Raw genomic sequence first — 22,583 nt, 5'->3', positions numbered from 1 at the left:
CCGCGGGGCCGCCAGCCTACCGCCGCGTCGTGCGCGCGAGGGCCGCGGAACCGGAGCGGCTCACCCCGGCGGGTGAGGGCGGGTTCACCCCCGGCTCCACCCCCAGGGGGCTGTGGGTCTGACCTGCCGCTTCTTACCATCAGGAGCATGGTGCAAACCGCAGAGCGCGTGATCGATCTCCGGGTGGCCGGGGCCGCCCACGCCGGGCCGCGACCGGTGATGCTCGCGGTCGCCGGCGACAGCGCATCTGGCAAGACGACGCTCGCCGAGGGGATCCGGGCGCTCCTGGGCGAACACCGGGTGACGCGGATCTGTGTCGACGACTACCACCGGCATGACCGGTCGGAACGCGAGCGCCTCGGCATCACGCCGCTGCATCCCGAGGCGAACGATCTGCCGGCGATCGAGCGCCACCTCCGCGCGCTCGCCCGAGGCGATGCGGTGGACAAGCCCGTGTACGACCACGCGACCGGCAGACACACCGACCCCGTCATGGTTGAGCCGAAGGAGGTCGTGATCGTCGAGGGACTGCTCGCGCTCGGAACGCGGGGCCTCCGCGACTGCTTCGATGTGTCCGTCTACCTCGAGCCCGAGGAGGAGCTGCGACACCGATGGAAGATCGCCCGCGACTGCGAGGAGCGCGGGTACGAGATCGCCCAGGTCGTCGCCGACCTCCGCCGGCGGGAACGAGACTCGGCCCTGTATGTCCGTCCACAGGCAGAGCACGCCGACGTCGTCGTCTCGTTCCTCCGGCGCACGAACCCCGACGCGTACGCGAACCTCGGTGCGCGGATCGCGTTGCGTCCCTCGCTGCTGAGCTCCGAGCTCGCGAACGTCGTGCGGGGGATCCCGGGTGGGGGTCGGCGAGAACCGGTGCGACTGGCCCGCGACCGCTCGCTCGGCACGCCGGTGCAGGTCGTCGAGATCGACGGGGACTGCCCCGCCGTGGCCGGCGCCGCGATCGAACAGGCGATCTGGACGCGACTGGGCAGACCGGGGCTGCACCGGACGAACATCGGGCGCTACGAGCATCCGAGCGGCGACCGGCGCAGGAGCGAGGCGCTGGCGCTTACCCAGTTGCTGATCGTGGCCCACCTCAGCGGCTCCCTGCGCGGCGCGCTCGACCTCTGAACCGGTCCCGCGATCGGGCGACGGTGACGCTGGTCGCATGGCGCCGCTCGCGCTAGCGTCCCGGGCGTGATCGGAAGAGCGATACCTCCTGCACCTCCGGATCGGCGGTTGACGCTGGGGTTCCCTCGGATGCACAAGGAGGCCGGCGAGCGCCGCGACTTCCTCCCCGATCTCGTCGCATCGCTCGCGGCGGAGCCCTCCTGCTCGGACATCGTGCTCGAAGAGGGGTACGGATCGGGGATCGACGCGTCCGAGGAGGATTATCGGGCGTTCGCCCCGGAGGTCCGGTTCTCCTCGTACGAGGACGCGTTGCGACAGGACGTGGTCGTCGTTATCCGGTGCCCCGACGACGAGGCGATCGGGAGGATGCGTCCGGGTGCCCTGCTCGTGTCGATGCTCCACTACCCGACGCGCCCCAACCGCACAGCGATGATCGCCGCCCAGGGGCTCGGAGCGGTCTCGCTCGACTCGATCGCCGACGATCTGGGGAGGCGGTTGATCGAGAACCTCGAATCCGTGGGATGGAACGGCGTGCGCGCCGCCTTCGAGCAGCTCGAGCGCCGGCAGGAAGGGTTCGACGATCCGGCGCGGGGTTCCGTTCGCGTGACCGTGCTCGGGTCGGGCCACGTGGCGAGCCACGCGATCCACGCCGCGACGCGGTACGGCGATACCGGGGTGCGCGACCGGCTGGCGGCCGGCGGGGTTCCCGGCGTCGAGGTGACCGTCGTCGACTACGACCTCACCTCGCACGAGCAGTACATGCTCGACCGGCTCGCGAAGACCGACCTGCTCGTCGATGCGACCCAGCGGCCCGATCCGACGCGCGCCGTGATACCGAACCGGTGGCTCGCACGGTTGCCGGCGGATGCGCTCGTGCTGGATCTCTCCGTGGATCCATACGACCTGGCCCACGATCCACCGCTGATCAAGGGGATCGAGGGGATCCCGCACGGAGATCTCGATCGGTGGGTATTCGAACCCGACGACCCCGCGTTCGACGACCTCGACCCGCGGATCGACCGGACGAACCGGCGCCGGACTCTCTCGTGCTCCGCCTGGCCGGGCCTGTCGCCGCGCCGGTGCATGGACGTGTACGGCGAGCAGCTCGAGCCGGTCCTCCGCTTCATCCTGCATCGGCCGGTGGACCAGTGGAGCGAGGACGGTGTGAGCTTCTGGGAGCGGGCCGTCGCGCGGGCGGAACTGCATGGATGGCTGGAGCGTCACGGATGAGCGAGGCAGGACGCGCCCGTTCGCTCGGTCTGCCCCGCATGCACAAGGAGCGTGGCGAGCTCCGCGACTTCCTCCCGGATCTCGTCGAGGCGGTCTCCGATCTCGGGGTCGAGATCGTCGTCGAGACGGGGATCGGTTCGGGGATGGGGCTGACCGATGCCGATTACATGGCCGTCGGACCGGGCGTACGCCCCGGGTCGAACGAGGAGGCGGCCGCACAGGACGTCGTGCTCGTGCTGCGATCACCCGACGATCGGTACGACCTGTTGAAGCCCGGTGCCACACTGATCTCGATGCTGCACTACCCGACCCGGCCACGCCGCGTCGCACGGCTCGAGCGACTCGGGCTCGAAGCGATCTCGATCGATTCGATCGCCGACGATCGGGGCCGTCGCCTGGTCGTGAACAGCCGCGCCGTGGCCTGGAACGGACTCGAAGCCGCGTTCGAGGTGTTGGAGGACCATTGGCCGCGGCTCCGCGACCCGGAGCGCGGCCCCGTCCGCGTCACGGTGCTCGGCGCCGGCGCGATCGGCAAGCACGCCGTCGAGGCGGCGACGAAGTACGGTGACCCGACCAGGGCGGAGCGACTGGCAGGGCTGCGCGGAGTGGAGGTCGTGACGCTCGGGCGGAACATGACCGCCGACGCGGACTATCTGCGCAACCGGCTGGCGGCGACCGACGTCCTCGTCGATACCACGCAGCGCTCCGATCCGAGCCTTCCCGTCATCACGAACGACCAGCTCGCGTGGCTTCCCGAGCACGCCGTCGTGTGCGACTGCAACGTCGATCCGTACCTGATCGAGGCCGATCCGCCGACCGTGCGGAGCATCGAGGGCATCCCCCAAGGAGATCTCGACGGTTGGAAGCTCGCTCCCGACGATCCCGCGTGGGAGGAGGTGCCCGACGAGATCCCGCACGCGATCCGTCGCTGGGTCGTGTCCTGCTACTCCTGGCCGGGTGTCCATCCGCAGGACTGCATGCAGCTCTACGGAGATCAGCTCGCTCCTCTGCTGCGCACGTTGTTCCAGCGGGGTGGTGTCGGAGGCCTTCGGCGAGCGGGGGAGTTCCACGAGCGGGCGCTGTGGCGGGCGTCGCTGCGCACATGGCTCGAGGCTCATCCCGATGTGGAGCATGCGGGGCCCGAACGCCACGGTCTGCGTCGAGACTGAGGATCGGGCGGCGTCAGAGCACGACCGGAACGAGTTCGAACCGAACCGTGTCGAGCAGGCCGTGATCGGTCAGCTTCAGATCACCGATCACCGACAGCGCGAGGAACGACATCGCCATGAACGGGGCTCGCAGCGTGACGCCCAGCTCGCGCGCCGAGGACTCGAGCAGGTCGAACCGGTCGGCAACCTCCTCGAAGACCAGCTCCGTGAGCAAGCCGCCGATCGGGCACGGGAGTTCCGCGAGCACGTCGCCGTGCGCGACGGCGACCTGTCCTCCACCGATCTCCGCGAGCCGTCGGACGGCCACGGCCATGTCCTCGTCGTCGACGCCGAGCGCCACGATGTTGTGCGCGTCGTGTGCGTGCGTCGAGGCGAGCGCGCCGCGCCGGATCCCGAACCCCCGTGCGAACCCGACACCGATCCTCCCCGTCTTCGCGTGCCGTTCGACGACCGCGAGCTTGGCGAGATCGCGATCCGGGTCGGCGACGCTGCGCCCGCCGCGTACCAGCGCGTCGTCCTCGAGCGCATCCGTCACGATCTGACCCGGGCGGACGCCGATCACGCGAACGCGATCCGCGGCGGGAACCGCGAAGTCCTCGGTCGTGAGCTCAGGCACGTGCACGGTACCTCGCATCCAGTCCGGCATCGGGGGAGGTGACCCGATCTCGAGCGCCCGTCCGTCCTCCGCGACCAGCAGGCCGCGCTTCCAGACACGCGCGGGCGCGAACCGCTGGAGGTCATCGAGCAACACGATGTCGGCGAGCGAGCCCGGAGCGATCGCACCGTAGCGATGCAGGCGGTGGTACCGGGCGGCGTGCAGCGTGGCCATCACGAGGGCGTCCTCCGCGGGGCAGCCGAGGGCGACGGCTCGTCGCAGCACCGCGTCCATGTGTCCCTCGTCGCGGAGGTCGTTGGGTTCTCGATCATCGGTGCACAGCAGGCAGTTCCGAGGGCCGTGATCGCGGACGAGCGGCAGGAGCGCCTCGAGGTTGCGGGCAGCGGATCCCTCTCGGAGCATGATCCACATCCCGAGACGACGCTTCTCGAGCGCCTCCTCCTGCGTCGTGCACTCGTGGTCGCTCGCCGGGCCCGCCGCCACGTAGGCGTTCAGGGCGGGGCCCGACAGCCCCGGCGCGTGACCGTCGATGTGCCGGTCTCCTGCGTCGTAGGCCGCCTCGATCTTCGCGAGGGCGACCGGGTCGCCCCGAGCCACCCCGGGGAAGTCCATCATCTCGGCAACACCGAGCGCTCGCGGCTCCTCACGGAGGAAGGCGGCGATCTCCTCGGGGGTGACGGTTGCCCCACTGGACTCGAATCGGCTCGCCGGCACGCAGCTGGAGACCATCACGAAGACGTCGATCGGTACGTCATCGATCCGCCGGAGGAGTTCCCGGACCCCGGCCAGGCCGAGGACGTTCGCGATCTCGTGCGGATCGATGACCGCTGTCGTCGTCCCGTGGGGCAGGACGGCGCGCGCGAACTGATCCGGCACGAGCTTGGTGGACTCGACGTGCAGGTGTCCGTCGATGAAACCGGGCACGAGGATCCCGCCCTCGACATCCACGGTTTCGGTTCCCTCGTACCGCCCGAGGCCCGCGACGTGTCCTCCCGAGATCGCGACGTCGACCTCGAGGAACTCGTTCGTGAAGACGGAGAAGACGCGGCCTCCGGTCAGGACCAGGTCCGCGGCCTCCTCGCCCCGCGCCACCGCGAGCCGTCGCGACAGCTCTTCGGTGCGAGCACGGCGGGTGCCCGGCTCGTGCGTCGGTCCCGGGAGCATCTCTCCCAGCCTACCCGGCCGCTCCGTCGTGCCTGGTAGACTCGTTGACAAGGACCGGCGAGCGCCGTTCCTGTGAAGTTCGCCTCTCCGGTGCTCCTGTGCGCGAAGGGTCGGACTTCGGACCCGCCGTGACGTCGATGATCGCGGCCACGCAGCCCCCAGAGCAGGAGAACCGGATGACCACCACCACACCTTCGTTCCGCGAATTCGACGTGGACGACGCCGTGATCGAGGCCCTCGCCCAGCGCGGTGCCGTCGCACCCTTCCCGATCCAAGCCGAGGTCCTTCCGGACGCCACGGCCGGCTACGACGTGCTCGCGAAGTCGCAGACCGGCTCGGGCAAGACGCTCGGGTTCGCGATCCCGATCGTGCAGCGGTTGACGCCCGACTCGCCGACGCCGTCCGCGCTCGTGCTCGTCCCGACCCGTGAGCTGGCCGTCCAGGTCGCGGAGGAATTCGAGGGGATCGCCGGCGCGCGCGGACTCCAGGTCGCGCTGGCCTACGGCGGAACCCGCGTGAACGACCAGGGCAAGCGCGCCGGTTCCTCGCAGATCGTGATCGCCACCCCCGGCCGGTTGCTCGACCTCGCCGAGCGCAGGTTCATCAAGCTGGACAGCATCTCGACCCTCGTCCTCGACGAGGCCGACCGGATGCTCGACATGGGGTTCCAACCGCAGGTCGATCGGATCGTTCGGCAGCTCCCGAAGAGGCGTCAGACGATGTTCTTCTCCGCGACGCTCGACGGTGCGGTCGGGCGCATGGCGAGCGCCTACACACGCGACGCGCGTCTGCACGAGATCGAGGCGCCGAAGCAGACGGTCGAGGCCGCCGATCACCGCTTCATCCCCGTCGGCACCCACGACAAGGTCGACGCGCTGCTCGAGGTCTTGTCCGGAGACGACCGCAAGCTCGCGCTCGTGTTCGTCCGAACCAAGCGCGGGGCCGACCGGCTCGTCGGCAAGCTCAAGGCGAAAGGGCTCAAGGTCGCTGCACTGCATGGCGATCTGAGCCAGCCGGTGCGCGAACGCACGCTGCAGCAGTTCGAGGCCGGCAAGATCGACGTCCTGATCGCGACCGACGTCGCCGCTCGCGGTCTCGACCTCGACGACATCTCACACGTGATCAACTTCGACCCGCCCGAAGACGACAAGGGCTATGTCCACCGCGTCGGTCGCACGGCGCGAGCGGGACGTTCGGGCAGCGGCATCACCCTTGTGACACCGGAGCAGCAGGGCGACGTCAGCCGTGTCGCGGCACGCCTCGACCTCCACAGCGAGTTCGAGGAGGAAGGCATGAAGGTCGCTCCTCCGCGTGTCGTGTTCTCCGGCAGCACCCGCGGTCGCCGTTCGGGCCTGCGCAAGCCGACCCGCCGCAAGTTCTGACGCGAGCCCGGCCGCTCGTCAGGTAGCCAGGCCGTTGCGGAGCGCGTAGCTGACCGCCTGCGCGCGGTCTTTCACCCCGAGCTTGCGAAGCACCCCCCGCACGTGCGTCTTCACGGTGTCCTCGCTGATGAACAGTGCCCCGGCGATCTCGCGGTTGTTCAACCCCTTCACGAGCTGCTCGAGCACGTCGCCCTCTCGGCGGGTGAGTCCTTCGTGCACGCCAGGCCACGAGTCGCCCGTGCGCATCGATGCGGCGCGGAGCGCGATCTGCCCGCCGAGGGAGGGATCGATCACGACCTCACCCGCCTGGACGCTGCCGAGGATCCGAACGAGGTCCTCCGGACTCGCTTTCTTCAGCATGTAGCCGCGGGCGCCGGCACGGAGCGCTTCGAACACGTACTGCTCGTCCTCGTAGACCGTGAGGAACACGACGTGCACGTCGGGGAACCGCTCTCCGATCGCACGGCAGATGTCGAGCCCGCTCTCCTTCTGGAGCCGGAGGTCGAGAAGGACGACCTGGGGCTGCTCCCGTTCGATCTCGGCGAATGCGCCCGCTCCGTCCTCGGCCTCGCCGACGATGCGCACCTCCTCGATCCCGTCCAGCATCGCGCGCAGGCCTTCGCGCACGACCCGGTGGTCGTCGACGATCACGAGCGAGATCGGGTCGTCGCTCATGTCGCGTTCCACCCCTGCACTTCGCTCCGCCCGTCCTCGCGCGACCGGCCGGGTCGCTGTGGGTGCTCGGCGGGGGACCGTCGCCCGGATGCCGGCGGCGGATCGGCAGGCGGTGGCTGCGGGACGCGGAGCTCGAGGATGGTTCCGTCCCCCGGGCGGCTGCGGACGTCGATGCGTCCGCCGATCAGGTCGGCGCGTTCGGACATGCCGAGCAGACCGAACGACGTCTCGGGGCGCCTCGACCGATAGTCGCGAACGTCGAATCCCGTTCCGTCGTCGGTCACGCGCAGCAGCACCTGTTCGTTCTCGACCGTCAGGGTGACCGCGACGTGCGAGGCGTCCGCGTGCTTCCACACGTTGTTCAGCGCCTCCTGGCAGATCCGATAGACGGCGACCTCGTGGTGGTTCGGGAGCGTGATCGCGTCGTCGACGTCGAGCTCGAACGCGGTCTCGTCCTCGAGCGAGCGCGCGACGAGTGCCTTGAGCGCCGGCCCGAGGCCGAGGTCGTCCAGCGTGGTCGGACGCAGGTCCTGGATCGCCCACCGCGCCTCCTCGAGCGCCGCGTCGACCATCTCCTGGGCTCGTGCGAGCTCGGTCTCGGCGCGTTCGGGGTCGCCCATGTGGCGGCGAAGCGCCTGGAGCCGGTACCAGGCGGAAACGAGCTGCTGGGTCACGCCGTCGTGGATCTCGCTGGCGAGCCGCCGCCGCTCCTCTTCCTGCGTTTCGATCGTTCGCCGGACGAGGTCTGCGAGTGCTCCCTCCTTCTCCTCGAGAGCTCGGAACACGTTCGCGTGCTCGATCGCGGCGGCGACGAGCGAGGAGGTCGAACGGAGGAACTCGACGTCCCGGTCGGAGAAGTCGCGACGCTCCCGTGCATGGACGTTGAACGCGCCGACGAGCGAGCCGCTGCGGGAGACGAGCGGCACCGACAACAGGGAGGTGAACTGCTCACCCCGCAACTCGGGGATGTATTTGTAGCGCGGGTCGGAGAACTTGTTCTCCGGGATGATCACGACCTCGCGGTGCTCGGCGACCCAGCCCGCGACGCCTTCGCCGATCCCGAGCACGACCTGGTCGACCGCACCCCGGAAGCCTTCCGAGGCGGCGCGCAGCGTGAGCACCTGCCGCTGCTCGTCGTAGAGATGGAGGAAGCAGGCGTCGCCGCGCGTGGCGGCCATCACGAGGTCGATCGTCTCGTCGAGCACGATATCGAGGTCGAGGCTGGACGAGATCGTCTCGATCACACGGTGCAGGATCCGGTTCTCCGCCTCGATCTGTTCGTAGGCGATCGGCATGCCCCGTAGCGTACGCGGGAGGCGGTCGGGTCCGGTAGGTCGGGAACGACCTCAGGCGGTCGCGTCGACGACGCGCATCCCCTGGCGCCGGTGGCGAGCGGTGATGTCCTCGGCCGGGACGGGCTTGGAGAAGTAGAAGCCCTGTCCGAGCAGGCAGCCGTGGTCGAGCAGGAACTTCCATTCCTCCTCGGTCTCGATGCCCTCGGCGAGCGGGGTCATCCCCAGGGAGCCGGCCAGCGCGATCATCGCCGAGACCATGCTCCCCGCGTTGCGATCCTTGTCGACGTCCCGCACGAACGCGCGGTCGATCTTCAGGATGTCGACCGGCAGGTGCTTCAGCCGTGACAGGGACGAGTAGCCCGTACCGAAGTCGTCGATCGCGAGGCGTAGCCCGCGGTCGTGCAACTCGTTGAGGATCCGCTGCGTCCGGTCCGGGTCGATCATCGCCGTCGACTCGGTGATCTCCACGACCACGTTGCCGGGCTCGACACCGGTGGCCTCGAGGCGGTTCATGATCTTCTCGGCGAGGTCGGGCTGCCACATCTGCCGCGGCGAGAGGTTGAATCCGAGCTCGAGCCGAAGGTCGTGGTCGCGCCAGATCGTGTCCTGGCGCGCCACCTCCTCGACGACCCAGTCACCGATCGCCTCGATCAGACCCATCTCCTCGGCGAGCGGGATGAACTCGCCGGGCGGGATCAGGCCGCCGTTCGGATCGGGCCAGCGGATCAGGGCCTCGACGCCGACCATCTCCGCTCGGTCCAGATCGACGATCGGCTGATAATGCAGCTCCCAGTCCTGTTGCTCGACGGCCTTGCGCAGACGCGTGGTCAGCGACAGGCGGGTCATCGCGTCGCCCTCGTCCTCGGTGTGGAACGACATCCCGCCCGGGCCGATGCGCTTGCTTTGGTGCATCGCTTGGTCGGCGTGCTTCAGCAGGGTCCCTGCGTCCTGGGCATCTGCCGGGAACAGGCTCACCCCCACGCTCGCCGAGACGTAGACCTCCGTGCCGTCGAGCAGGAACGGGTCGTCCAAGGCTTGCTGCACGCGCGCAGCGACCGATTCTGCGACGATCGTGGCGCTGTCGCCGATCTCCGCGACCCCATCGGGCGTCCGGTCGAGGTCGGACAGGAGCAGGAGGAATTCGTCTCCACCCTGACGGGCGACGAGGTCGGTCTCGCGGGTGGCCTCACGCAGACGATCCGCGAGCTGGCGGAGCAGCTCGTCGCCCGCCTCGTGGCCCAGTGAGTCGTTCACGAGCTTGAAGTCGTCCAGGTCGGTCGTCACCACGGCGACCGCAGCCTCGTGCCGGCGGGCACGGGCGATCGCGAGCTCGAGGAGCTCCTCGAACATGACCCGGTTCGGCAGGCCCGTGAGCTTGTCGTGGTAGGCGAGGAAGGCGGCCTTGTCCTCGGCCTCCTTGCGCTCGGTCATGTCCAGCATCACGCCCTGGACCTGCGCGGGAGCTCCGTTCTCGTCGCGGATCACGACCGCGGAGTCGCGGAACCACACGATCTGTCCCTCGCGGCCGATCAGCCGGTACTCGAACTCGAAGCTCTCGCCCGAGTCACGACCCGCCACGTAGCGCGCCAACGTCTCGTCACGGTCGTCGGGATGCAGCATCCGGAACCAGAGCTCCGGATCGTCGGTGTACTCCCGGGGCGTCACCCCCAGCAGCTCCTCGATCTGGGGACTCACGAACGAGGTCGTCATCGCATCGTCGATCTCGTCGATGTAGACGATCGCGGGGATGTCCTCCACGATCGCCTTGTACTTCTTCTGAGTCTCGGCGAGCTGGCGCTGCGCCTCCTTCAGGTCGGTCACGTCGAGCATCACGCCCTGCCAGTACTTCGCCCGGCCCGTGGTGTCTCGGATCTGCACCGCGTGATCGCGGATCCAGACCCAATGGCCGTCGCGTGCCCGGAGCCGGTACTCGATAGCGAAGTCCTCGCCCGTCGCGTTCGAACGCTCGTGCTCAACGATCACCCGGGGGCGATCGTCGTCGTGGAGCATGTTCAACCACAGGTCGGGGTCCGACATCCACTCGTGCTGGGTGATCCCGAGCACCTCGAGTGTCTGAGGACTCGTGTAGAGGTTCGAGGAGATGTCGTTGATCTCGTCGACGTAGACGATCGCGGGCAGGCGCTCAGCCAGTGCTCGGTAGCGCTGCTGGAGCGTGGCGACGAGGTCGGTGAGCTCCTGCGGCGAGGTCTCCGCACTCACGGGCTCCAGCGCCGGCCCCCCGATCGGGAGCGACACGATGTCGATCTGTGGATCTCCGGCTGCGCCGGGTTCGGGCATCTCCGCCGCCATGCAGTCGCCTTTTCCCTCTTCCGGTACGTCGCAGCGCACACGACGCCTCGTGCGTGCTGTGATTCGTATCGGCCCCCTCCGAGCCCGCCTTGACGGGCCGTTCAGGGGTGAGCGGGGGGTTTGTGCAGGTGAGGCGGCCTAGCGGTTCGGGCGGAGCCGGGGGAGACCGTTCGACCTGCGCACCTCTCCTGCCCGCGGGACCCCCGGCCGAAGCAACGGACGTGACCTGCGCGAACGCGTCCGCGCGGGACTAGCAGCCGCGCTCGTCGGGAAGCATCGGCCGTGGGATCAGCGCGGAGCGCCTTCCGTCACTGACCCAGGGGGTGAGCGTCGTCGCCCGGTCGAGCTCGGGCAGAACGGCTTCGAGGTTCGCGCCCTCGACGACCCCGCAGGAGAACCCGCCGGGAACGGGGGTGACCGCGATCTCCGACAGCGGCTCGTCGAGGGGCCAGGGCACCGATTCTTGTGGGACCTGGGCGTCGCCCCGGTAGCGCCCGACGAACAGGCGGACGGCCGCCGGCGTGAAGGGGACCTCGGGACCGATCGAGCCGTCGGGCAACCAACGCTGCAGGTCGAACAGGTCGTTCTGGAGGTCGCCGAGGGCACGCCGGTCCCGCCGCTCGCTCTCGGACATGCCCGATGCGTCGTCGCCGATGCCGAGCGCGTAGACCGAGACGACGTGGGCCTTTCCACCGGCGACGACGGTGAAGGTCGTGGTGGGGGCGTCGGTCACCTGCATCGAGGTGTACGAGCGATCCTGTCCGAGCAGTCCGGCCGCCTCGGCTCGCTGCAGGATCGCCTGCACCCCCGCCTCGTCGATCGATCGCTGCACGAGAGGCGTCATCGCCGGTGGGGGGTAGATCTCGATCTGCGGACCGGTGACGATCATCGTTCCGTCGCCCATCAAGGAGAAACCCGGCACCGCCGAGAGCGCGTAGTCCACAGGGACGAACCCGCCCTCGGTGCTCACCCGGAGCACGAGGTCGCCGGCGCCCGTCGGATGGTCGATCGTCTCCGTGCCACCGTCCCCGGTCGGGACGGAACCACAGGCGGCCAGCACGAGCGCACCGGCGATCAGGACCGGGAGGATGCGTATGGTCGGGCGCATGGGTCGTTGGACGAGACGGGGACCCGACCCGGTTCCCGTCACCTGGCGCTCATCCGTCGGAACGGGCCACACGCTCGGCGATCCCGCCGAGGATCACCTCGAGCCCGAACGCGAAGTTCGCCTCGGGGTCACGATCGGCCATCGAGGGAAGGAACCTCGCGAGCGAGGGGAACGCCTCGGACATCGCAGCGAGCACGTCTTCGGTCGTGGCGGCCTTCCGCGTCTGTGCTTCGCTCGACAGGAATCCGCTGACCTCGTTGGTCACGAAGCCCAGCGTGTAGCCCACGAACAGGCAGTAGGCGTTGACCACGTCCTGATCCGACAGTCCCGTACGTTGGAGCACGGCCAGCGTCCGGTCAATCGGCCGCAGCGCCTCGGGACTCCGGAACGGGGCGCGGCTGGCCGTGAACAGCTTGACTCCCTCCGGGTAGGCGAGCAGGACCCGCCGAAAGCTCTGGGAGAGGACGCGCAGCTGCTCGAGGGGATCTCCGCCCGGATCCTGTGGAACGTCCATCTCGCGGAGGATCTGCTCGCTCATCGCGGTGAGCAGATCGTCCTTGTCCTGCACATGGTGGTACAGGGACATCGCCTCGACGCTGAGCCGGCGTCCGAGCCGGCGCATCGTTACCGCCTCGAGTCCTTCGGTGTTCATGACGTAGAGTCCGGCGATCACGATCCGCTCCCGGGTCAGCGGTGCCCTCGGGGCCGCTTCTTCAGCGATCGTCGCGGGTCGGTCGGTCACGGGGTCGCCTCTCGTTCCCAACAGCCAGTGCTGCAGCGTGTTTGACAGCTTACGTCGTCAGCCTATACTGACTGACACCGTAAGCTTACCGCGTACGTTCCTGCACGTCGATCACCGAAGGAGAGGAACCGGATGCGCCTGAACCCCGAGACGATGGCGCGCGCGAGCGCGCGACACCCCTGGCGAACGATCACGATCTGGGTGGTCGCGGTCGTTGCATTCGGCACTGCGTCCTCCGCCCTGCTCGGCGACGTGCTCACGCCGGACATCGAGTTCACGAACGACCCCGAGTCGGTTCGCGCGGGCGAGCTGATCGAAGCCAACGTGACCGGGGAGGAACAGGACACCGAGTTCTTCGTCGTCCTCGGCAACGGCACCCCGGTCGATGACCCCACGTTCACCTCGTACGTGTCCGACGTGCAGACCTCGATCGGCGCCCTCGGCGACGAGGTTGTCGGCGGCGACGTCGTGACGGTCTACGACCTGCAGGGTGCCGCCCAACAGGCTGCGACACCGCAAGAGGCGCAGGCGCTCGAGCAACGTGCGGCGAGCCTGGTCTCGACCGGTGGGGACGGAACGCTGATCCTCGTGCCGATCGCCGACAACACGGCGGAGGTCGTCGACGCGCTCAAGGGCGTGATCGAGGAGCACGAGCAGGCGGGGTTCGAACTGCTGCTCGCGGGCCCCGCGACCCTGAACGCCGACACGACCGAGATCGCGGAGGAGGACCTGCGCAAGGGAGAGGGCATCGGGCTGCTGTTCGCCCTGCTCGTGCTGATCGTGGTCTTCGGCGCCCTGCTCGCCGCGCTGCTCCCGATCTCGATCGCGTTCGTCTCGATCCCGATGGCCCTCGGTGCCGTCGCACTGATCGGGCAACTGTTCGAGTTCAACATCTTCACGCAGAACATGGCGACGATGATCGGTCTGGCGGTCGGGATCGACTATTCCCTGTTCATCGTCGCGCGCTATCGCGAGGAGCGTCGCAAGGGGTTCGATCCGATGGGTGCGATCGGCGCGACGGGGGCAACCGCGAGCCGCGCGGTCTTCTTCAGCGGACTCACGGTCGTGTTCGCGCTGCTCGGCATGTTCCTGATCCCGACCACGATCTTCCGCAGCATGGCGGCCGGTGCGATCCTCGTCGTCCTCGCTTCGATGCTCGCGTCGCTGACGCTGCTCCCGGCGATGTTGTCCCTGCTCAAGGACCGGATCAACTGGCCGCGCCTGACCCGGCGATCGCGCCAGCTCGGTGACCCCGATCCCCAGGGTGGCTTCTGGGACCGCTTCACCCGCGGGGTGATGCGCGCGCCGGTCCTCAGCCTCGTGGTCTCGGTCGCGATCCTCGGCGGTCTCGGAGCGATCTACTTCACGATCGACGAGGGAACGACGCAGAGCGCCGCGTCGTTGCCGGACGACGTCGAATCCAAGCGCGCGTTCCAGGTTCTCTCGCAGGAGTTCTCCGCGGGCGGCCGGACCGACCCCGTGCAGATCTACGTCGAGGGCGATGTGCAGGACCCTGCGATCGCGGAGTCGATCGCCGCCCTCCAGGAGGAGATCGCCGGCATCGATGCTTTCGCCGAGGGCAGCGAGGTCGTTCCCGCCGACGACGGGCAGGCGGCGGTCGTCCAGGCGATCCCGGCCGGGGACGCCTTCGCGCTCGAGACGTTCGAGGCCGTGTCGGACCTCCGCGATCGTGCCGTGCCGGCGGCGTTCGGCGATACGGGAACGCTCGTGCTCGTCGGCGGAACCCCGGCGTTCTTCGCGGACTTCCTCTCGGTGGCCGACTCCTATCAACCGATCGTGCTCGCGTTCGTCCTCGGGATGTCTTTCCTGTTGCTGATGGTCGTGTTCCGCTCGATCGTCGTGCCGATCAAGGCCGTCATCATGAACCTGCTGTCGGTCGGTGCAGCCTACGGCGCGATCGTGCTCGTGTTCCAGCACGGATTCGGTATCGGCGCGTTCAACGCGATCGGGTTCCAGTTCCAGCAGGTCGAGGCGATCGAGGCCTGGATCCCGCTGCTGCTGTTCTCGATCCTGTTCGGTCTGTCGATGGACTATCACGTGTTCCTGCTGAGCCGGATCCGGGAGGAGTACGACAAGACCGGCGACAACGACGAGGCGGTCGCCTACGGTTTGCGGACGACGGCCGGCATCATCACCGGAGCCGCGCTGATCATGGTCGTGGTGTTCACCGCGTTCGCGGCGGGCCGGCTCGTACCGCTCCAGCAGATGGGGTTCGGGCTCGCGGTCGCGGTCTTCATGGATGCGACGATCGTTCGATCGGTCCTCGTGCCGGCGAGCATGAAGCTCCTCGGGGACCGCAACTGGTACTTCCCGCGCTGGCTCGAGTGGATCCCCACGGTGAGCGTCGAGGGCCACGAGCCCACCCTGCCCCCCACCGTCACCGGTGGGGGGCCGGATCGGGCCGGCAACGGTCAGGCGGAACGGGCCGTGAAGACCGACGACCGGGTCTAGGGGGCGCGCGGTTCACGCGCCGCGATCGTGAGGACGATAGGGTCGGGGCCGATGGGGCAGGTGCTCTCCGACCCGGAACTCGAGGCGGCCCGCGGTCGTCTGCGGCGGACGATCGGTCCGATCGGCGTGTGGAGCTTCGCGTTCGACGTGATGTCCGCGGATGACGAGGCGGCGACGGCACGGGCGATCGAAGACCAGGGGTTCCCCGTGCTGTGGATCCCCGAGGGCTCTGGGAGCAAGGAGGCGCTCGCACACGCCGGCCACCTGCTCAGTTCGACCGACCGGCTGGTCGTCGCGACGGGGATCGCGAACATGTGGGCCCGCGATCCCCAGGCGGCGGCGAGCGGTGCGCGCACCCTGGGCGAGGCCTACCCGGGCCGCTTCATCCTCGGGGTCGGCGCCGGTCACGGTTACTCCGCGGCGCCGCGTGGTTCCACCTGGGAGCGGCCCTTCACCCGCATGGCCGGGTACGTTGAGGCGATCGCCGAGGCACCCTACGGGGGTCCGCAACCCGAGCCGCCCGTCCCCCTGCTGCTCGCCGCGCTCGGTCCCCGCATGCTCGGGCTGGCGGCTGCACAGACCGCGGGAGCGCATTCCTACTTCGTTCCCGTCGCGCACACAGAGGTCGCTCGTCGGGCGCTGGGCCCCGATCCGTTCCTGGCGGTCGAGCAGACGGTGATCCCGCTGGCGGACGGGGATCGAGCGCTGGAGGTCGCCCGATCGTGGGCGCGCCACTACTTGGAGTTGCCGAACTACGCCGACAACCTGCGACGGCTCGGCTTCAGCGACGACGACGTGCGTTCCCCGGGGAGTGACCGACTCCTGGAAGCGACGATGGCGTGGGGTGGGGTCGACGCGATCGTCGAGCGCGTCCGAGCCCATCTGGACGCGGGTGCCGATCACGTCTGCGTGCAGGTGATCGAGGACGAGGACGGTGCGACGGTGCGGCTCGACGTCCTCGCGGAGGTGTTCGCCGCGCTCCGATGAGCGCGCTTCGTCGCGCAGCTATGCGGGGGGTGGGGTGCGGCGGCGCTGAGGATCGACGGCGCACGCCTCGGCACCGACGACGCCGCCGAGACACGTGCGGTGGTCGGCTGCGAGACGGTAGAGCCGTTCGGTGAGCGACGGCGCGCGATCGGCGAGCCACGCGAACGGCTCGCCGAGGGGAACCTCGTGGAGCACCGAGGCGACCGCGCGTCCGGCCGAGGTCAGCGTCCCGTCGGTCCTCACCGCATGCATCGATCCGATGCGTCGCTCCGGCGGGATCGCAGCCAGCAGCCGATCCCCTTCGGCCCCTTGGATCGGCGCGGCCCGGACGCGCCCGCGACGATCCCAGTCGAGGACGCGATCGGTGATCCACCGGCAGAGCCCGCAGTCCTCGTCGTAGAGCATGACCAGCCGTTCGGGTCTCTCCGCGTCCGCGCGCTCGGTTCCCATGGTGGCGATGCTACCGTCCGCGAAAGAACCCGACGCCCGCACGTGCAGCGGGACCGGCTACAGGGTTGTGAACCCCAGTCCCTTCTTGCGGATGCCCGCGATGATCTCGGGGAGCGCCTCGATCGTGGTGGCTGCATCTCCACCGCCGTCGTGCAGCAGGATCACCGATCCCGGCCGCACCCGGGCGAGCACGGTCTTCACCAGCTCCTTCGGGGAGGTCTTCGCCATCCAGTCGTGCGGATCGACGTCCCACAGGACCAGGCGCATCCCGTACGACCGGGCGATGTCGCGAACCTCGGCGTCCCAGCTTCCGCCCGGTGGCCGGAACAGGCCCGTGTGGATCCCGAGCCGGTCCAGGAGTGCATCGGTGTCGGCGATCTCGCGTTCCACCTTCTGGGTCGGCAGGGAGTCGAACGGGGGATCGTAGGGATGCGACCAGGAATGGCTGCCGATCTGCATGCCCATCGCCCGCGCACGGCGGACGAGCATCGGGTAGCGCTCGGCCCAGGAACCGACGACGAAGAAGGTCGCCTTCACCTTCATGCGCTCGAGGATCGAGAGGATCTTCGCGGTGTGGTTCGGCCACGGTCCGTCGTCGAAGGTGAGCGCGACCGCGTTCGGTTGCTCGATCGGGCCGACCCGCCGGATCGTCGAGCGAACGAGCAGGTTCGAGAGCTGCCCGCGAACGGTGGTGATGTCGGACGGTCCGCGACCGAGTGTGCGGGCGGGGTTGGGTGCCTGGAGCGTTCCGAGACGGCGGGTCGTGCGGACCGTGGGTTCGGTCTCGTCCTTGCCGTCGAGGACGTCGATCCGATCACCGTCGGCGAGCAGGACCCCACGCGAGGGCGGTTCGAGCCCGTTCAGGAGGATCCGTCCCGGGTCGTGCCGTCGCTGCAGGATCCCGCCATCGACGTCGAGCAGCCGCCCGTTCCGTGCCTCGAGGTGTTCGCTCGCGAGCAGCGAGCCGAACGTCGTTCCCTCGTCGACGAGCATCTGCTGCCCGTCGACCCGGATCGGGACCGGGGGCGGCCCACGGAATACGACGAAGGCGACGACGGCCGCGATCGCGAGCGCGAGCAGCGGCACGCCGACGAGCAACGCTCGACGAGGTGTCTTCGTGTCGGCCATGGCCATGGGAGGGTGCCGGTCCATCTTCCCCGAGACGTCAACCACCCGCCGCCGGTTCCCTCCGGCGGCCGTGTGATCGGGCCCGTATGGGACCATGCTCCTCATGGCACGCGGTCCGCTCGATCGTCCCGCCGTGAAGGTCCCGGTGCTCGCCGTGGGCGATGCTCTGGCACTGATCGCGTTCGTCCTGCTGGGACTGCGCAGCCACGACGCCAGCTCGACGGCCGCCGCCGTTGCCCGTACGGCGGTCCCCCTGGTCGGCGCATGGTTCGCGATCGCCCTCGTCGCCGGAACCTACCGGCAGCCCGGGAGGCGCACGCTCGTGTTGACGTGGGCGGTGAGCGTGCCGGTCGCGGTTGCGGTCCGCACGCTGGTGCTCGGACATCCCTCGGGCACCGACCTCGTGGTCTTCCTCGCCGTGACCCTCGCGATGACGGGCGTGCTCCTCATGGGATGGCGCCTGCTGGCTGCGATCCCAGGGGTCCGGCGTCCGCGCCGTCGCTCGGACTCGGCCGGGGCCGCGTAGGTCCGTTCCATGACGACCTCTTGGATCGAGGCGCCGCCCCCCGGGGATCGGCGCAGCTTCTGGCTCGAGGAGGCGCTCGCCGCCGATCGTGGTGCGCCGTGTCCCCCCCTCGAGAGGCGGATCGGCGCGGACGTCTGTGTCCTCGGCGGTGGTTTCGCCGGCATGTGGGCGGCCTACGAGCTGACCGAGCGGGAGCCCGGGCTGCGTATCGTTCTGCTCGAGCAGGACATCTGCGGTGGGGGAGCCAGCGGACGCAACGGGGGGTTCTTCTCCTCGTCATGGCATGAGTTCCCGGAACTGTGCGGCCTGTTCGGGCTGGAGGAGGGCAGGCGGTACGCGACGGCGCTCGCGGAAGAGGTGGACGAGGTCGGGAGATGGCTCGACCGGCACGGGATCGATGCGTGGTTCCACGCGGAGGGCGTCATGGCCGTCCGCACCGGCTCGTGGCAGGAGGGCGACCCGGACCAGGGTCCGGCCGCGTTCGCCGTTCGCAACGGCCGGCCGGACGCGATCCGGCCTCTGACCCTCCCGCAGGCGCGAGCGATCGCCGATTCCCCGAGGATCACGAGCGCGACGTTCACTCCCGCGAATGCGATCTGCCAGCCGGCACGGCTCGCGCGCGGACTCCGTCGTGTGCTGCTCGAGCGTGGCGTCGCGATCTTCGAGGGAACGCGCGCGATCTCGCTCGAGGAGGGCACGCCGACGATCGTTCGCGCCGAGCGCGGAGCGGTGCGTGCCGATCACGTCGTGCTGACGATCGGAGCCTGGGCGGCTGCCTGGCCCGGGTATCGGACCGCGTTCGGCAACATCGCCGACTACATGGTCGTCACCGAACCGATCCCCGATCGGATCCGGGACGACCTGGGCTGGACCAGCTGGACGGGTCTCGCCGACGGCCGGGATCTCCTCTACTACCTGCGGCGGACCGACGATGGACGGCTCGCGATCGGTGGCGGATCCACGGGGGTCGTGTGGGGCGGTTCGATCGGCCGCCGGGCGACCCACGATCGTCGCGTCGCCCAGCAGGCGGCACGGGGTCTCGTGTGGTTGTTCCCGCAGTTGGAGGGCGTTCGCTGCACGCACGCGTGGGGTGGACCGATCGACATGACGCCCACGTTCGTTCCGTTCTTCCATACGCGCGCATCCGGCAACGTGCACGCGGGGCTCGGGTTCTCCGGTCACGGGCTCGCCCAGACCAAGCTCGGCGGGCGGATCCTCGCCTCGCTCGTCCTCGGTTCGCAGGACCGGTGGTCGACGATGCCCGTCGTCGGTGCGCCGATCGGGACGGCACCGCCCGAACCACTGCGTTGGCCGCTCGTCCGGCTGGCCGTCTGGGGGATGGAGTCCGGCGATCGGGCGGACGAGCGCGGGCGGGGGCGCGGGCCGGTCGCCCGGGCGCTCCAGGTTGCACCGCTGGCCTACCGCGAGGCCCTGATCGCCCGGCGGCGACGCGGGCGGGATCGGGTCAGTCGTCCGTGAGCTCGTCGCGGACCGGCTCACCCACGTCGATCGTGCTCGAGGGCGTGACCGGCGGCACGTGAGGATTTCCCCCCGGGCCCACCTGCTGCGTCCGGCGCTGATACTCGCGGAGCCGGTAGCGGAACCAGTAGTAGCCCAGCAGCGCGATCGTGGCGACGGCGAGGACCGCGCCCAGGACCAGCACGAAGGCGACCTTGAGGACGGTTCCGAGCACGCCGAAGATCGCGGCGAGCAGCAACAGCACGACGATGAACAGGAGCACGGACCGATCCTACCGCCGAGCGTGAGAACCGTGGTTGCGCCCGGATCGGGCGGTATCCGATTTCGACCGGCGCGGGTGCCTGCGGCATACTCCCCGCCATGGAGGAACCGGCGGCTCCACGCGACCTCCCGTTCGCCGATCCGATCGCGAGCGGTGTTCTCGGCGGTCGGATCGCGATCGTCACCGGTGGCGGAACGGGGATCGGTCGGGCCACCGCCAGTGCGCTCGCGCGTGCGGGCGCGTCCGTCGCGATCTGTGGGCGTCGTGAGGAACCGATCCGGGAGGTCGAGCGCGAGCTGACGGCTGCGGGGACGGCTTGCCTCGCCCTGGCGACCGATGTCCGGGAATCCGAACAGGTCGACGCGTTGCTCGATGCTGTCGATGAGCGGTTCGGTCGTGTCGACATCCTGGTGAACAACGCCGGCGGGCAGTTCGCCGCGGCGGCCGAGGAGACCTCGACGAAGGGCATGCGCGCGGTGCACCGGCTGAACGTGGACGCCGTCTGGGACGTGACGACGAAAGTCGCGAACCGATGGATGATCCCTCGGCGTCGCGGCGTGATCTTCGCGATCGGGTTCAGTCCTCGGCGCGGGATCCCGCAGATGGTGCACTCGTCGATGGCACGGTCCGCGCTCGAGACCCTCGCGTCGGGCCTGTCCCTGGAGTGGAGCCGCTTCGGGGTCCGCGCGATCTGCATCGCCTGCGGGCTGATCGCCAGCGAAGGACTCGAGGGGTACGGGGGTTCGGAGGTCGTTAAGGAATGGGCGTCCCAGGTTCCGCTCGGCCGCGCAGGCTCGGTCGACGAGGTCGCGGCCGCGATCGCGTTCCTGTCGACCGATGCAGCCGGGTACATCACCGGTACGACCGTCATGATCGACGGCGGCGCCGACGCGTGGGGACTGGGCTTCTCCCCTCCCGTGCCGGACGGGTAGGCTTTGGAGTCTCGGAGTGCGGAAGAACGCCGTGGGAACCAGACCAAGAGGAGGCACCCCGATGGCCGAGGAGCTGAAGATGTCGATCGCCGGCGAGTGGACCGATGCGCTCGACGGCAAGCGGTTCGACGTGTTCAACCCCGCGACCGGCGAGGTCGTCGCTACCGTCCCCGACGCCCAGCCGGCCGACGTGGACCGAGCCGTCGGGTTCGCGCGCTCGGTGTTCGACGACGGAGCGTGGTGGCCCCGGACCTCCGAGCGCGACCGCGGGCGGATCCTCCTGCGCGCCGCCGAGATCATGCGCCGGGAGCTCGAGCGACTCGCCGAGCTCGAGACGATCGATTGCGGCAAGCCGATCGGCGAGGCGCGCGACGACCTCGAAGAGGTTGCCTTCATGTTCGAGTACTACGGGGGCTGGGCGACGAAGATCGACGGCTACATCCCGCCGGTCGGTCCCGATGCCCTCTCGCTCGTCGTGAAGGAGCCGACCGGTGTCGCGGTCGGGATCACCCCGTGGAACTACCCTATGCCGATGGCGGTGCAGAAGATCGCTCCGGCGATCGCCGCCGGGTGCGTGTTCATCCTCAAACCCGCCGAGCAGACGCCGCTGACCGCCCTCGAGATCCCGAAGATCCTCGAGGAGGCCGGGCTGCCGCCCGGCGTGCTGCAGGTGATCACCGGATTCGGGGAGACGGCAGGCGCCCCGTTGGTCACCGATCCGCGCGTCGACAAGGTCGGGTTCACGGGCTCGCGCGATGTCGGCAAGATCATCATGCGTTCCGGTGCGGACACGCTGAAGCGCGTCACGCTCGAGCTCGGGGGCAAGTCGCCCAACATCGTGTTCGCCGACGCCGACTTCGACGCGGCGATCGAGGGATCGGCGAACGGGATCTTCTGGAACCAGGGCGAGATCTGCTCGGCGGGCTCGCGCGTTTTCATCCAGAAGGAGATCTACGACGACGCCCTCAGCGCGCTCGTGGACAGGGCGAACGCGGTGAAGGTCGGTGACGGGGCCGATCCCGACACGACGATGGGTCCGCTCGTATCGAAGGAGCAGCAGGAGCGGGTGCAGCACTTCATCGACATCGGACAGAAGGAGGCGAAGCTCGCCGCCCAGGGAACCGTGCCCGGCGACGGAAAGCTCGCGGCGGGGTACTTCGTTCCGCCGACGATCTTCGCCGACGTCGAGAACTCCGCGACGATCGCGCAAGAGGAGATCTTCGGTCCGGTGATGACGGTGATCCCGTTCGAGACGACCCAGCAGGTGATCGAGCTGTCGAACGACAACCCGTACGGGCTCGCCGCCGCCGTGTGGACCTCCGACGTGAAGAAGGCGATCAACACCGCGCGCTCGCTCCGTGCCGGCATCGTGTGGATCAACGACACGCAGCCGGCCCCGACGGAAGCTCCGTGGGGCGGCTACAAGCAGTCGGGGATCGGCCGCGAGCTGGGCAAGGAGGGCGTCTCGGACTACATGGAGGAGAAGCACATCTACTTCAACCTCGCCGAGGACGCCTAAGGGACG

At 69.3% G+C, this 22,583-nt stretch carries 19 protein-coding genes; 10 read left to right on the top strand and 9 right to left on the bottom strand.

Going from position 1 to position 22,583, the window contains the following annotated elements; genetic code table 11:
- Window positions 1-147 precede the first annotated feature (147 nt).
- The 3 genes from WEF05_01795 (at window position 148) to WEF05_01785 (ending at window position 3,530) form a co-directional block, all read left to right on the top strand.
- Entirely contained in the window at window positions 148-1,131 is a 984-nt protein-coding gene (locus tag WEF05_01795; GenBank protein ID MEX1100633.1) for a phosphoribulokinase, read from the top strand.
- 129 nt (window positions 1,132-1,260) lie between these two features.
- Window positions 1,261-2,361 (top strand): hypothetical protein, encoded by a 1,101-nt coding sequence (locus WEF05_01790; protein ID MEX1100632.1) that lies wholly within the window; start codon window positions 1,261-1,263, stop codon window positions 2,359-2,361.
- On the top strand, window positions 2,358-3,530 hold the full coding sequence (locus tag WEF05_01785; GenBank protein ID MEX1100631.1) for a hypothetical protein: 1,173 nt from the start codon (window positions 2,358-2,360) through the stop codon (window positions 3,528-3,530). Before WEF05_01790 ends, WEF05_01785 begins: the two co-directional genes overlap by 4 nt.
- A 13-nt stretch (window positions 3,531-3,543) precedes the next feature.
- Here the strand turns inward: WEF05_01785 and ade are convergent, their stop codons facing one another.
- Entirely contained in the window at window positions 3,544-5,310 is a 1,767-nt protein-coding gene (ade, locus tag WEF05_01780; protein MEX1100630.1) for an adenine deaminase, read from the bottom strand.
- Between the two features lie 176 nt (window positions 5,311-5,486).
- Between ade and WEF05_01775 the strand changes: the two genes are divergently transcribed.
- Window positions 5,487-6,692, top strand: coding sequence for a DEAD/DEAH box helicase (locus WEF05_01775; GenBank protein MEX1100629.1), 1,206 nt, complete (start codon window positions 5,487-5,489; stop codon window positions 6,690-6,692).
- Between the two features lie 18 nt (window positions 6,693-6,710).
- On the opposite strand, the gene WEF05_01770 is transcribed toward WEF05_01775, so the two are convergent.
- The 5 genes from WEF05_01770 to WEF05_01750 all read right to left on the bottom strand — a co-directional run bounded on the left by WEF05_01770 (window position 6,711) and on the right by WEF05_01750 (window position 12,822).
- On the bottom strand, window positions 6,711-7,367 hold the full coding sequence (locus WEF05_01770) for a response regulator transcription factor (GenBank protein ID MEX1100628.1): 657 nt from the start codon (window positions 7,365-7,367) through the stop codon (window positions 6,711-6,713).
- Window positions 7,364-8,662, bottom strand: a complete 1,299-nt coding sequence (locus WEF05_01765) for a GAF domain-containing sensor histidine kinase (GenBank protein MEX1100627.1) — start codon at window positions 8,660-8,662, stop codon at window positions 7,364-7,366. Before WEF05_01765 ends, WEF05_01770 begins: the two co-directional genes overlap by 4 nt.
- Window positions 8,663-8,713: 51 nt before the next feature.
- Complete coding sequence (locus tag WEF05_01760) at window positions 8,714-10,972, bottom strand: EAL domain-containing protein (GenBank protein MEX1100626.1); 2,259 nt, start codon at window positions 10,970-10,972, stop codon at window positions 8,714-8,716.
- A 250-nt stretch (window positions 10,973-11,222) separates the two neighbouring features.
- Window positions 11,223-12,080 (bottom strand): hypothetical protein, encoded by an 858-nt coding sequence (locus WEF05_01755; GenBank protein MEX1100625.1) that lies wholly within the window; start codon window positions 12,078-12,080, stop codon window positions 11,223-11,225.
- Window positions 12,081-12,129: 49 nt separating this feature from the next.
- Window positions 12,130-12,822 carry a TetR/AcrR family transcriptional regulator gene (locus WEF05_01750; GenBank protein ID MEX1100624.1) on the bottom strand — a complete coding sequence of 231 codons (693 nt, stop codon included), beginning with the start codon at window positions 12,820-12,822 and terminating at the stop codon, window positions 12,130-12,132.
- A gap of 132 nt (window positions 12,823-12,954) precedes the next feature.
- Between WEF05_01750 and WEF05_01745 the strand changes: the two genes are divergently transcribed.
- A complete protein-coding gene (locus WEF05_01745; protein ID MEX1100623.1) occupies window positions 12,955-15,294 on the top strand; it encodes an MMPL family transporter in 2,340 nt (779 codons plus the stop codon).
- 51 nt (window positions 15,295-15,345) lie between these two features.
- On the top strand, window positions 15,346-16,281 hold the full coding sequence (locus tag WEF05_01740; GenBank protein ID MEX1100622.1) for a TIGR03620 family F420-dependent LLM class oxidoreductase: 936 nt from the start codon (window positions 15,346-15,348) through the stop codon (window positions 16,279-16,281).
- Between the two features lie 18 nt (window positions 16,282-16,299).
- Here WEF05_01740 and WEF05_01735 read toward each other — a convergent pair whose 3' ends face one another.
- Together WEF05_01735 and WEF05_01730 are read right to left on the bottom strand one after the other, a co-directional pair.
- Window positions 16,300-16,731, bottom strand: a complete 432-nt coding sequence (locus WEF05_01735) for a DCC1-like thiol-disulfide oxidoreductase family protein (protein ID MEX1100621.1) — start codon at window positions 16,729-16,731, stop codon at window positions 16,300-16,302.
- A 57-nt stretch (window positions 16,732-16,788) separates the two neighbouring features.
- On the bottom strand, window positions 16,789-17,859 hold the full coding sequence (locus WEF05_01730; GenBank protein ID MEX1100620.1) for a polysaccharide deacetylase family protein: 1,071 nt from the start codon (window positions 17,857-17,859) through the stop codon (window positions 16,789-16,791).
- A gap of 103 nt (window positions 17,860-17,962) precedes the next feature.
- Between WEF05_01730 and WEF05_01725 the strand changes: the two genes are divergently transcribed.
- A complete protein-coding gene (locus WEF05_01725) occupies window positions 17,963-18,385 on the top strand; it encodes a DUF3054 domain-containing protein (GenBank protein ID MEX1100619.1) in 423 nt (140 codons plus the stop codon).
- A gap of 9 nt (window positions 18,386-18,394) precedes the next feature.
- Entirely contained in the window at window positions 18,395-19,864 is a 1,470-nt protein-coding gene (locus WEF05_01720) for an FAD-binding oxidoreductase (protein ID MEX1100618.1), read from the top strand.
- On the opposite strand, the gene WEF05_01715 is transcribed toward WEF05_01720, so the two are convergent.
- A complete protein-coding gene (locus WEF05_01715; protein ID MEX1100617.1) occupies window positions 19,851-20,126 on the bottom strand; it encodes a hypothetical protein in 276 nt (91 codons plus the stop codon). The two genes, WEF05_01720 and WEF05_01715, sit on opposite strands and share 14 nt — an antisense overlap.
- Window positions 20,127-20,224: 98 nt before the next feature.
- Here WEF05_01715 and WEF05_01710 point away from each other — a divergent pair, with 98 nt between their 5' ends.
- Together WEF05_01710 and WEF05_01705 are read left to right on the top strand one after the other, a co-directional pair.
- Window positions 20,225-21,058, top strand: coding sequence for an SDR family oxidoreductase (locus WEF05_01710; protein MEX1100616.1), 834 nt, complete (start codon window positions 20,225-20,227; stop codon window positions 21,056-21,058).
- Between the two features lie 61 nt (window positions 21,059-21,119).
- Window positions 21,120-22,577, top strand: coding sequence for an aldehyde dehydrogenase family protein (locus WEF05_01705; protein ID MEX1100615.1), 1,458 nt, complete (start codon window positions 21,120-21,122; stop codon window positions 22,575-22,577).
- Window positions 22,578-22,583: the final 6 nt, after the last annotated feature.

This window comes from Actinomycetota bacterium (genome assembly GCA_040881665.1).
GTDB lineage: Bacteria > Actinomycetota > UBA4738 > UBA4738 > HRBIN12 > JBBDWR01.
The sequence above is the reverse complement of the archived record's forward strand: the minus strand, read 5'-3'. Positions and strand labels throughout refer to the sequence as shown.